The organism is Stenotrophomonas sp. CASM110, from assembly GCF_049384345.1.
Classification (GTDB): Bacteria; Pseudomonadota; Gammaproteobacteria; order Xanthomonadales; family Xanthomonadaceae; genus Stenotrophomonas; species Stenotrophomonas muris.
The window spans coordinates 95,472-107,426 of the sequence record NZ_JBMRGI010000012.1 but is presented as its reverse complement, the minus strand read 5'-3'; the positions used below and the strand labels follow the sequence as shown (position 1 = coordinate 107,426).

Annotated in this window: 11 protein-coding genes; 3 read left to right on the top strand and 8 right to left on the bottom strand. The window is 66.2% G+C overall.

The window, feature by feature from the left end; genetic code table 11:
* Positions 1-244 precede the first annotated feature (244 nt).
* Positions 245-2,437, top strand: a complete 2,193-nt coding sequence (locus tag VG561_RS12500; protein WP_075076127.1) for a TonB-dependent siderophore receptor — start codon at positions 245-247, stop codon at positions 2,435-2,437.
* A gap of 126 nt (positions 2,438-2,563) precedes the next feature.
* On the opposite strand, the gene VG561_RS12495 is transcribed toward VG561_RS12500, so the two are convergent.
* A complete protein-coding gene (locus tag VG561_RS12495; protein ID WP_407626476.1) occupies positions 2,564-2,884 on the bottom strand; it encodes a hypothetical protein in 321 nt (106 codons plus the stop codon).
* Between the two features lie 442 nt (positions 2,885-3,326).
* Positions 3,327-3,722: an SMI1/KNR4 family protein gene (locus VG561_RS12490; RefSeq protein WP_407626475.1), complete on the bottom strand. Its 396-nt coding sequence runs from the start codon at positions 3,720-3,722 to the stop codon at positions 3,327-3,329.
* Positions 3,723-4,064: 342 nt separating this feature from the next.
* On the opposite strand from VG561_RS12490, the gene VG561_RS12485 reads away from it, so the two are divergent.
* Positions 4,065-5,012, top strand: a complete 948-nt coding sequence (locus VG561_RS12485; protein WP_049441242.1) for a nucleoside hydrolase — start codon at positions 4,065-4,067, stop codon at positions 5,010-5,012.
* A gap of 4 nt (positions 5,013-5,016) precedes the next feature.
* On the opposite strand, the gene VG561_RS12480 is transcribed toward VG561_RS12485, so the two are convergent.
* The 6 genes from VG561_RS12480 to VG561_RS12455 form a co-directional block, all read right to left on the bottom strand.
* Entirely contained in the window at positions 5,017-6,276 is a 1,260-nt protein-coding gene (locus VG561_RS12480) for an MFS transporter (protein WP_423179629.1), read from the bottom strand.
* A 78-nt stretch (positions 6,277-6,354) separates the two neighbouring features.
* A complete protein-coding gene (locus VG561_RS12475) occupies positions 6,355-7,368 on the bottom strand; it encodes a hypothetical protein (RefSeq protein ID WP_197574602.1) in 1,014 nt (337 codons plus the stop codon).
* Between the two features lie 125 nt (positions 7,369-7,493).
* Positions 7,494-8,807 (bottom strand): sensor histidine kinase, encoded by a 1,314-nt coding sequence (locus VG561_RS12470; RefSeq protein ID WP_197574601.1) that lies wholly within the window; start codon positions 8,805-8,807, stop codon positions 7,494-7,496.
* Positions 8,804-9,544 (bottom strand): response regulator, encoded by a 741-nt coding sequence (locus VG561_RS12465; RefSeq protein ID WP_032960784.1) that lies wholly within the window; start codon positions 9,542-9,544, stop codon positions 8,804-8,806. Before VG561_RS12465 ends, VG561_RS12470 begins: the two co-directional genes overlap by 4 nt.
* Positions 9,545-9,601: 57 nt before the next feature.
* Positions 9,602-10,147 carry a redoxin family protein gene (locus VG561_RS12460; protein WP_046429445.1) on the bottom strand — a complete coding sequence of 182 codons (546 nt, stop codon included), beginning with the start codon at positions 10,145-10,147 and terminating at the stop codon, positions 9,602-9,604.
* A 3-nt stretch (positions 10,148-10,150) separates the two neighbouring features.
* The gene (locus VG561_RS12455; protein ID WP_197574600.1) at positions 10,151-10,942 is read right to left on the bottom strand and encodes an alpha/beta fold hydrolase; all 792 of its coding nucleotides are present in this window, start codon (positions 10,940-10,942) and stop codon (positions 10,151-10,153) included.
* Positions 10,943-11,284: 342 nt separating this feature from the next.
* Between VG561_RS12455 and VG561_RS12450 the strand changes: the two genes are divergently transcribed.
* Positions 11,285-11,929: a DoxX family protein gene (locus VG561_RS12450; protein WP_197574599.1), complete on the top strand. Its 645-nt coding sequence runs from the start codon at positions 11,285-11,287 to the stop codon at positions 11,927-11,929.
* The last annotated feature ends 26 nt before the right edge of the window (positions 11,930-11,955 follow it).

The window sequence follows — 11,955 nt, the reverse complement described above, 5'->3', positions numbered from 1 at the left end:
GAGCCCATGCCCGGCTCCGGCAAAAAGCAGCCGAGCATCGCTCGGCTCTACAGAAAGCGATGCCCCGTGCCGGGAATCCTGCGCACAATGACGCGAATTGTAATGTTGTTAAGAATTATTTACATTTGCGTCCTGCGCAGTGACCGCGCCTCGCCCCAGACGGACCTGACCGTGCCCGAAGCCGCCGCCCCGGGTGCTGGACGACTGTTGCCGCCCCTCCCCGCCTCCACGCTTCGAGCCCACCATGTGCCTGACCTTCGATAACCGCCTGCCCCGCCGCGCGCTGCTGCCGGCTGCCCTGCTTTCGTCTTTGACCCTGCTGGCCGCGCCCAGCGCGTTCGCCGCCACTGATGGCGCTGCCGACGCCAAGACCCTGGACCGGGTGAGCGTGCGTGCCGAGCAGTCGGCGCCGCCGGCCAGTACCACGCGCCTGCCGATCACCCTGCAGGAAACCCCGCAGTCGGCCACCGCGATCAGCCTGCAGCGCCTGCAGGACGAATCGCTGTTCAGCATCAACGATGTGATGCGCAACGTGACCGGCGTCAGCGTGTCCTTCTATGACACGCAACGCCCGCTGTACTACGCGCGCGGCTTCGCCATCACCGACTTCCAGGTCGACGGCATTCCCACCTACAGCGGCTCGACCAACCAGGAGTACGACACCGCCTTCTACGACCGCATCGAAGTGATCCGCGGTGCCAACGGCCTGCTCAGCGGCGCCGGCGTGCCGTCGGCCACGGTCAACCTGCTGCGCAAGCGCCCCGGCAAGGAATTCGACGCGTCGTTCGCGGTCAGCGCCGGTAGCTGGGACTACCGCCGCATGGAAGCCGACGTAACCGCGCCGCTGACCGCCGACGGCCGCTTCCGCAGCCGCGTGGTCGCCGCCTACACCGATCGTGGCCTGTATTACGACCGCTACAAGGAAAACAAGATGGCCGGCATGGCGGTGCTGGAAGGCGATGTCACCGACAGCACCACGGTTACCGTCGGCTACCAGACCCAGGACAACAACCCGACCGGTTCGACCTGGGGCACCGTGGCGTTCTTCGACAACCAGGGCAACTTCGCCCATCTGGCGCGCTCGACCAACCTGTCGCCGAAGTGGAGCTACTGGAAGCGCGAAAGCAATACCGCCTTCGCCAACCTGGAACAGCGTTTCGGCGACCACTGGCTGCTGAAGATCAACACCGCCTACACCCGCGGCAACGTGCAGAACGTGCGCCTGTACGGCACCGGCAACCCGGACCCGGTGACCGGCGCGGGCATCTACCTGCGCGCGGCCGCCGGTGATTCGAAGGACACCCGCCGCAATGTCGATGCCTACCTGACCGGCAGCTTCCCGCTGTTCGGCCGCGACCACGACCTCACCGTCGGCGCGCAGTGGTCGGACCTGGAAGGCACCACCAATACCGTGGCGCTGAACTTCCCGGGCGACTGGGCGACCTGCGGGCGTGAGCGCTGCTACTACATCCCCAACGTGTTCAACTGGAACGGCGACATCTCCGAAGTGACCTACACCCGCACCGGCGCACGCCGCGTGGCCAAGACCACGCAGAGCGGCGTCTACCTGGCCACCCGCCTGCGCCTGGCCGAGCCGCTGTCGCTGATTGCCGGTGCGCGCCTGAGCCGCTGGGAAACGCTCAGCCGCTCGTACAACGCTGCCGGCGCCTATACCGGCACCAGCGGTGCATACAAGGTGAGCGATGAGGTCACTCCGTACGTGGGCCTGGTCTACGAGATCACCCCGAACGTGTCGGCCTATGCCAGCTACACCGAGATCTTCAATCCGCAAAACTACAAGGACCGCAACGAGAACCTGCTGGCACCGGTGCAGGGCTCGAACCTGGAAGCGGGCATCAAGACGCAGTGGTTCGATGGCCGCCTGACCGCCAATGCGGCGGTGTTCGAGGCCAAGCAGGACAACTACGCGGTGCGTGACATGAGCGTGCCGGAAGGTACGCTGAGCGACGGCAGCTCGGCCTATATCGGCATCAACGGCACCAAGGCGCGCGGTTGGGAGATGGACGTCAACGGCGAGATCCTGCCGGGCTGGACGGTCAATGCCGGCTACACCCGCGTCAAGGTGACCCGCGCCGCCACCGACCTGCTGTACGCCAATCCGCCCAAGGACCTGCTGCAGCTCAACACCCAGCTGCAGCTGCGCGGCGCGCTGGAGCGACTGAGCATCGGCGGTGGCCTGCAGTGGCAGAGCCGGGTGCAGGGCTACAACATCGCCTACCCGCTCGGCGGCACGGTGACGGTGAACCAGCCGGCGTATTCGCTGGTGCAGTTCAACGCCAACTACCGCATCAGCGACAACTGGACCGCGACGCTGAGCGTGCGCAACGCGCTGGACAAGACCTACTGGGCCAACCTGGACTACAACAACTTCGGCGAGCCGCGCTTCGTGTCGGCCAGCCTGCGCTGGAAGTTCTGAGGCAGGCGGGGTTGCCGGGCTATGCCCGGCACCTTGTAGCGTCGAGCCATGCTCGACTGCTTTTCGATCAGGCGTCGCGGCTTTGGAAGGAAGGGCAGTCGAGCATGGCTCGACGCTACAGGGACCTCAATCGCCGCAGCTGCCGCCGTCCCCCCCACCACCATCACTGCTGCAGTCGGAACTGCTGTAACTGTGATGGCTGTGGTTGTCACTGGAATAGCCAACGGAGGTGTCGTGGCTTCCGCCGCCATCCCCCCGGCTGGCCGAGCCATTGGCCGTGGCCACTGCCAGGCACAGGATGGCGCCGACCAGCGGCAGCAGCCAGACCAGCAGCAGCTGCACCGCGCGACCGCCCGCCGACACCTCTTCGCGCCCCAGCACCACGAAGGTGGCGACGAGGTTCAAGCCCAATACCAGGGCGACCAGGACCAGGGTTACCACCAGCATGGCGCAGCTCCTTGAGCAGGGGGGCATACCTACCGCGACTGATCCATTGGTTGCAGCGCGGCTTTTTCATCGAATCTCCGTTCGAATAAATATTCTGCAGGGCTATCGATAAATGTTGACCAGGCATTTTAGTCAGACCTGCAGGAATTCTACTAACCATCTTGCACGAGCCGGACACCCTCCGGCTCGCTTAGCAATTCAAGATGTCTGATATAGCAGCTGGCCGCTTCTGACCTACTCCTTCTACAGCTTTCTATCTCCAGCTACTTCGGCCCATCACGCAGACTTCTGACAATCCTATTCCAGTAGCGCACAGCCTCAAAATGCTGCTCTCTCGTCAACCAGACTTTGTTCTCAGGGCTGACCGGATCACCACCAACGATAACGGGTCTAAGCTCGAACAGCTCCATGCCTTTAGGGCGTTCGTGCTTATCCAGGCCAATCATTCTCGCTCTGCCAATTGCGCAAATAAATCTGGAAGGTCGGCCGCTACCAAGATGGCGTATTGACGATCCATGCCTATAAAAGGAATCATTACTACCGGCATAGCGACATCCCACATGTCGAATCCATACGCTTCTCCTCCCCCGCTGGAGCCGAACAAGAATACACCGGGCGCATCCGTCTCGACTTCATATTCACGATTGAAATCAACCAGCTCTTCCGCCCTCCAAAAAATGATGTAGTTATCACCAATGAATCCTTCGCCGCCGTCGTGAGTCTTAAGGAATTCAAGGTAGCTCTTAGGGAGTGCCGTTCTCAAGTCTTCTGGCAGGCTATCAATGGCCGAAAGTTGAGCTGGACCATTGAGCTGTCCTTCTGTTAGTTGATATTTCATCACTATTTTCCTGAAACTCTCTGCAATTGTTTCCACCAAGGAGTCACCTCCTGCCAATGAGCCAGGTGCGCTCTTCAAATACGGAACTGCTGCCGTTCTCTGCATAGTAGGTGTCGGCAATGCAAAGTGGCACTGGCTCGTCATCGATGAAGATGGTTCGGAGTCTGGCAGAACAGCTCTCAGACGGTTCGAGTCGATACCCTACCTTGAAGGCGATGATATGCCCCCACCGGCGCCCCGGTTCGCCCTGCCCGTCATGAAGATGGGACAATGCAGGGCGCGCCGGCCTGCTTCCAGGCCGCCGGCGCCCCCCGCACCACACGGAAGAAGAAGAACAACAACATGCTGAAAGTCATTTTCGATACCGACCCGGGCGTCGACGACGCCCTGGCCCTGCTGTACCTGCACAAGCACGCCCAGATTGACCTGATCGGCGTCACCACCACCTTCGGCAATGCCTCGGTGGAGTCGACCACGCACAACGCGCTGTACCTGAAGCAGGCCTGGGGCTTCGCCGCCCCGGTCGCGCGCGGTGCCGGTGGCCCGCTGCAGCCGGAAGCCACCCCGGAAGCCTGGCCGGTGCACATCCACGGCCACAACGGCCTGGGCAACCACCCGGTGCCGACCGAACTGGACGTGGCCGCCGACGCGCGCCCCGCTCACCAGCTGATCATCGACCTGGTCCGCGCCCATCCGGGCGAAGTGACCCTGGTCGCGGTCGGCCGCATGACCAACCTCGCGCTGGCCCTGCAGCAGGCCCCGGACATCGCCGGCCTGGTGCGCGGCGTGGTGATCATGGGCGGCGCGTTCCACGTCAACGGCAACATCACCCCGGCCGCCGAGGCCAACATCTGGGGCGATGCCGAAGCGGCCGACGTGGTGTTCACTGCCAGCTGGCCGGTGACCGCCATCGGCCTGGACGTGACCACCCGCGTGGAAATGGACCGTGACGGTCTGGACAAGCTGGCCGCCATCGGCGGTGCCGATGCCGAACTGGTGCGTGCGCTGTCGCAGGATTACGTGGACTTCTACCTGCAGGCCGGCCACAAGGGCATGGTCGTGCACGACTGCTGCGCCTGCATCGCGCTGACCCGACCGGAGCTGTTCCAGTTCGAGCGCGCCAGCGTGCGCGTGGCCACCGACGGCGTCGCCCGCGGCATGACCATTCCCAAGCCGGAAGGCCTGGCGTTCGGCCCCAGCGTGTGGGACGGCCACGTGGTGCAGTCGATTGCCATCGGCGTCGATGCGGCCGCCGTGCTGGCCGACATCGAGCAGACCCTGAAGGTCTGACCTGCTAGCGCTTGGCCCTGCCCGGGACCGTCTCGGGCAGGGTCCACAGCACCGGCAGCACCAGCACCGCCACCAGCGCGATCATCGCGCCCGGCGCCGCCGCCCAGCCGCTGCGTTCCACCCACCATTGCGCCAGCCATGGCGTTGCCCCGCCGAAGAAGGCCGTGGCCATGGTCACGCCCAGTGCCAGCCCACTCACCCGCCCTTCGCCGGGGAACTGCTCGGCCGTGGCCGGGGCCGCCACCGCGCTCACGCCGCCGGCCACGCAGGCCAGCAGCACCGCCGCCAGCGCAATGCCCAACGGCGGCGCCTGTGCCATCCAGGCGAACAAGGACAGCGGCAGCAGCGCTGCCAGCACGGTCAGGCCCAACAGCACCGGCCGTCGTCCGACACGGTCGGACAATGCGCCGCACAGGGGCGTGATCGCGATCACCGCCACGGCCGCAATCGTCGACAGCCACAGCGCATCGCCCTCATCGTGGCCCCGCGCATGCAGGAATGCGGGCACATAGGTGATGCCCACGTAGTAGGTGATCGATCCCAAGGCCGAGATCGCGAAGGTGCGCGCCACCGCCAGCGGGTGGTGCTGCAGCACATGCCGCAGCGGCGTGGCAGGAATGCTGCCTTCGCGGCGCTGGCGTTCGAACTCAGGCGATTCGTGCATGCCCGAGCGCGCGACCAGGATCACCAGTGCCAGCGCAGCGCCGACGAAGAACGGAATACGCCAGCCCCAGCTGTCCAGCTGCGCGGGCGCGAGCAGCGCCACGGTGACCGCCGAGATCGCTACCGCCAGCAGTGCGCCTACTTCACTGGCGGCCGAGGCCAGCGAGGTCACCAGGCCACGCCGCCGCGCCGGTGCGCTTTCCAGCAGGTACGCCACCACGCCGGTGTACTCACCGCCCACCGAAAACGCCATCACGCAGCGCAATACCAGCAGTAGCACGCCCGCCGTGGTACCTGCGGTGGCCGCGGTCGGCAGCAACGCAGTGGCCAGCATCGCCGCCGCCATCAACGCCATCGAAGCCAGCAGCATCCAGCGCCGGCCCAGGCGGTCGCCCAGGTGGCCGAAGCACAGCGCGCCCAGCGGGCGCATCAGGTAGGACACCGCGAAGCCTGCCAGCGTGACCAGCAGCGCCTGTTCGCCGCCGCCGAAAAACACCCGCGACAGCACCGTGGCGAAATACAGGTACAGGGTGAAGTCGTACCACTCCACTACCGTGGACAGGCCCGCCACCCACATCGAGCGCTGCCGCGCCGCGGTCATTGCGTGTTCGCCTTCAACAGCCTCGGTCCCGGTTGCGCAGGTTCGGGGCAGGATGTCATGGCCCGGGTGAAATACCGGTCATCGGCCATCCGCTGCCTGCATGTACTGGGTTTCATGGCCGGTGAAGCGCTCACCGTCAAAACCGAAGCAGAAGCGCCCTTCCTCGAACACGCGGTAGACCAGCAACGCGCCATCGAGGCAGAACTGCTGCCGGTCCACGCCCGTCTCCAGTGTCCCGTAGCCGGTAGCATCACCGCCCTTTCCCGCCGGCCCGGTGAAGGCATCGAACGGCAGTGGCGTCGCCCTGCCCGTGCGGGTATCGACCAGCACCAGCGTGCGCTGGAAATACTCCGGACGATCATCGACCTGTACCAGCAGGTAGTGCCGGTTGAAATTGGGTTTCTGATGCTGGAGGGCATCTTCGATGGCTGCGCGGTGCCGCGCATCGCAGAAGTCGACCGGGCTGTAGCGGTAACTGCAACCGTCGTGGTCGTAGGGCAGGTTCATGCCGGAATAGCTGATGCTTCCCTCGCTGTCCACGTCGTGGCCCAGTTCCGGGGTGCTGCACAGCAGCCACGAACGCTGCGCATCTTCGGGATCGGCCATCAGCTTCGGCTCGCGGCCCTCCTCGTAAGCCGCACCACCCGGGAAGTCCTGGCCGAAACGCTGGCGGACGATGGGACGTGCCTTCTCCAGCGGCAGGCCGATCCTGGCCCCACGGAACGAAACGAATGTCATCGTCGGCAGGATCACCTCTTCCACCGGCAGCCCCTTCCACTGCCCCTGCACGCAGAACGTGGCGATCTCGTTCTCCACGTCTTCCTTGCAGGGCTTCGGCGCGTTCGCCGCCAACCAGGGATGGGCCGGGCGCCCGGTCTGCTGATCGATGTACCAGCCGTCCAGCGCGCAGGTCGGCAAGGCGTCGAGCAGCGGAGAGAGATCTGTTGCGGTGGCCGGGGCGGCAGGCGGTGTGCCCGCTGCGGGTGCGTCGGTCGGTGCGTCCGGTATGCGCTGGCAGGCCGCCAGCGCGAGCAGACCGACCAGCAGCGCGACGTGGCGCGGGCGCTGGATTGAATGCTGCGTTCCCTGCATTGCGTGCTTCCTGGTTTTGACACTCCCTGCAGATGATCGCCGATCCCAAGGCCGTGCAGGAACGTCACAGATCCCACATCGGGGTCAGAGCCCTTCGCTCCCGCAAGGGGATCCGACCCCGCCCGTTACCCCGGCAGCTGCAGCTCAGCCATCAGCCCGCCACCCTCGCGGTTGCGCAACCGCAGCGAGCCGCCCAGCGACTGCGCCAGTTGCACCGCGATGGCCAGTCCCAGGCCAGTGCCACCGGTATCGCGATTGCGCGAGCTTTCCAGCCGATGGAACGGCGCCAGCACTGCCTGCAGCTGGTCCTCGGGGATGCCCGGGCCACGGTCGGAAATTCTGATCCATACCCTTCCGGCCTCGTCACGGCCGGCCTCGATCTCGGCAGCGCCGGCGTAGCGGAGTGCATTGTCGACCAGATTGCCGACCACCCGTCGCAGCAGCTGCGGCCAGGTCTGCACGACCAGTCCAGCGGGCGCACCGCCACTGACCGGCTTGCCCATGTCCTCGTAATCGCCGACCACACTGGCCAGGAACGCGCCCAGGTCCATCGACACCGGCGCGCCACTGGCGACGTGGCTGCTGCGCGCATAGGCCACACCCTCGCGCACCAGTTGCCCAAGGTGGTCGAGGTCGGCCAGCAGCCGCTGCTGGGTGCTGTCTTCAGGCAGGGTCTCCACCCGGAGCTTCATGCGCGTGATGGGGGTCTGCAGGTCATGCGAGATCGCGGCCAGGATCTGCAGGCGTTCACTGACATGGCCACGAATGCGTGCCTGCAGTGCGTTGAGCGCGGCTGCTGCGCCGCCCACTTCGGCCGGGCCATCTTCAGGCAGTGCAGGCCCGTCCTTGCCCGGCTGCAGATGCTCCACCGCATGCGACAACTGCTGCAGCGGGCGCATGGCCAGGCGCACCGCCAGCCACGCGCACACCAGCAGCAGCGCCAGCTGCACCAGCAGCACGGCGGGCAGCCAGCGCGCCAGCGGCAGGCCCGACGGGGTGACTTCAATGGTCAAGGGAGTGCCGTCGTGCAGGCGCAGTTCCACCTCGAACCGCTCCGGCAGGCGAGCCACCTGGCGCGCCTGCAACGGATAGCGGTGCTGCAGGCTGTCATCGATGATCGCCGTGACCTGGCGTGCACGATCGGTCTGCAGCCCCGGTCCGGCCGCGGCCGGGCGCAGCAGGTAACGGTAGGTGCGCCGCTCCAGCCGCGGCACCCAGGCATCGCGCTGGTCCGCGGGCAGGTGCTCCAGCAGCGCAACACTCACGGCCACGTCTTCGTCCAGGTTGCGCAGCATCATGCTGCGGGTGGACTGGTAGCGTTCGAAGAACAGCAGGCCGAAGGACAGTGCGTGGGCCAGCGCCAGTCCGCCCAGCAGCACCAGCAGCAGCCGCGCCGACAGCGTGCGCGGCCAGCGTGGGCGGCGTGCGGTGGCGTTCATTCGTCCGGCCCCAGCAACTGCACCGGCACGCTGAACACATAGCCTTCGCTGCGCACGGTCTTGATGTAGGTCGGCTCGCGTGCGTCATCACCCAGGCGCTGCCGCACGCGGCTGACCAGCAGGTCGATCGAGCGGTCAAACAGTTCGGCATCGCGGCCCTGCGTGAGGCTGAGCAGCTGGTCGCGGCTGAGCACCCGATTGGCGTGATCGAGGAATACGCGCAACAGGCGGAATTCGGCGCCACTGAGTGGATACGCGGTGTCCTGTGCATCCAGCAGATGGCGTGCGGTGGTGTCCAGGCGCCACTCGCCGAAGGCCAGCTGGCGACCGGCTTCGCTCACCTGCAGATTCGGCGGCAACATCCGGGTACGGCGGATCACCGCATTGATGCGTGCCAGCAGTTCGCGCGAAGAGAAGGGCTTGGTCACGTAGTCATCAGCGCCCATTTCCAGGCCGATGATGCGGTCGGTTTCGTCGTCGCGGGCGGTCAGCAGCACCACCGGCACCGCACGATGCTTGCCGGCGCGCAGGTTACGGCACAGGCTCAGTCCGTCCTCGCCCGGCATCATCACGTCCAGCACGACCAGATCCACGGCATGGGTATCCATCAGCGCGCGCATGGCCCGGCCACCGTCGGCCTGGCTCACGCGCAGGCCGTTGCGTTGCAGGTAATCGGCCAGCATCTGGCGGATCTCGCTGTCATCGTCGACGACCAGGATGTGCGGTACGTGGTTCATTGCGTTCTCGATGAGGACGAAGGTCAAGGCCGCGCGGTGCGGCCATGGTAGCGCGGCTCAGGGGTTGCCCAGCAGGCGCTGGATCTCGCTTTCGGTACGTGCGTAGTCGCCCTCGCCGTAATGGCGGTAGACCACCCGCCCCTGCCGGTCGAGCAGGTACAGTGCGGGCCAGAAGCGGTTGCCCCAGGCGTTCCAGATCCGGTACTGGTTGTCCTGCACCACCGGCCAGGCGATGTCCAACCGTGCGATGGCCTTGCGCACGTTGCCAGGCAGCCCTTCATAGGCGAACTCCGGCGTATGCACGCCGATCACCCTCAGGCCCTGCGACGCGTAGCGCGCATGCCACTGGTGGACATACGGCGCCACGTTGAGGCAGTTGCTGCAGGTGTAGGTCCAGAACTCGACCAGCACCACCTTCCCCCGCAACTGCTCCAGTGTGAGCGGCGGGCTGTTGTGCCAGGGCCCGCCACCGTCGAACCCGGCGGCGGGAACGGCCTGTGCCGGCTGCGCATCGGCCTCCGGGCTGGGCCAGGCCATCAACAGAGCAGCCCCACCCAGCACGCCCATCAGCAACGGCAGCACGTACGCACGCAGGCCGGCCATCGCTCAGCCCCCCTGCTCGGCCAGTGGCAGTTCCGCCGGCTTCACCCCCGCCGCTTCGAGGATACTGTCGGCCACCTGCGCCGGATGCGAAAGCAGCGACACATGGCTGCTGCCGATCGATTGCAGCTGCGCGCCAATGCGCTTTGCGGTGGCGGCCTGCAGCTGCGCCGACAGCATGCGATCGTCACGGCTGAGCACGTACCAGCTCGGCTTGCTGCGCCACGCCGCAACGTTCACTACTTCGCCCAGCGCGCTGGCCTTCAACGGGACCTGCGTGCTGTACAGCAGTGCGGCCGACTTCTTCATCACGTCCGGCGCGAAGTCCTGGGCGACAGCGTCAGCCGGCAACGTCAGGTAGCCGTCCCTTTCCTGCAGGCGGGCCAGGCCCGGACCGACCGGGAAGCCTTCGCCCTGTTGCGCCGATGATTGCCCTGCATCCGGTGCGAACGCCGCCACATACACCAGCGCCTGCACCTTCGGGTCATTGCCCGCTTCGGTGATGACCGTGCCACCCCAGCTGTGGCCGACCAGCACCACCTTGCCAGGCGCAGCGGCAATCGCACGACGGGTGGCGGCGACGTCGTCGGCCAACGAGGTGAGCGGATTCTGCACGGCCACCGCCGGCAGCTTCCAGTCATGCAGGGTCCTGATGACCTTGCTCCAGCTGGAGCCATCAGCGAACGCGCCGTGCACCAGGATGACGGTGGGCGGTGCAGCGGTATCGGCCCGGGCAGCGAAGGCAGGGGCGGCGGCGGCAAGGGCGAGAGCGGCGGCCAGCAAGCAGGTACGGATCATGGGGGGCACTCCGGAGTTGGGAGTGGCCATTTCCGCCTGCCGGTGTATCGGCGCTGTTTCTCCGCAGCGCGGAGTTGTACCGGACTGTAGGGCGCAGGCGGGTTTCTACAGTGGGATACATTCGCGCGCCGGTCCTGGCCGGGCGCTTTCGGGTGGATATCGCTGCCCGCACGCGGGCGCGCAACGCCCCGATGCGCATCAGCGCATCGTCTTTGTATCTGACTGTACGAAACCCCGGCCGCGGCCACAGTCGCTGACAAAACCCCGGGCAACGGCACACGTTGCCGATACCTGCGCCGCCTGGAATGGCTTCCATCGACCACTGGCCCGCAGGACACCACCATGATCAGCACCGCTTCTTCCGTGTATACGCCCCGCCTGAACGCCGTCGGCCGCTGGCTCTCGCCGTTGGCGCTGCGCACCCTGCTGGCCTGGGAGTTCTTTGAATCCGGCCGCGAGAAGCTGGGCGGCCAGAACTGGTTCGCCGACCTGGAAGGCCGCTTCCCGTTCCCGTTCTCCACACTGCCCGCGTCGCTGAACTGGCAGCTGGCCACGTGGCTGGAACTGGTGGGTGCGGTGATGCTGCTGCTCGGCCTGGCCACGCGCTCGGTGGCCTACGTCTTCTGGGTGCTCACCATCGTTGCCATCGCCGCCGTGCACTGGCCCGACCAATGGAACGGCCTGGGTGAACTCTGGCAGGGCTATGCGATCACCGACCAGGGCTACGGCAACTTCAAGCTGCCGTTGCTGTTCCTGGCCATGCTGCTGCCACTGATCCTCAACGGCGGTGGCGCACTCAGCGTGGACCGGCTGCTGGCCGGGTCCGGCCGTGCCACGGCACGCAATGACGGCCTGGGTTGGGGCGTCAGCCTGATCGCCCTGCTGCTGCCGGTTGCCGCGCTGTTGCCCGGCATCGGCTTCGGCGGTGCCCTGCTCGGCGGTGTGCTGGTGCTGGGCCATCTGCTGCGCCGTCGCCGCGCCGCCTGAGCCGACTCCCCTGTTCCCGCGCGTTT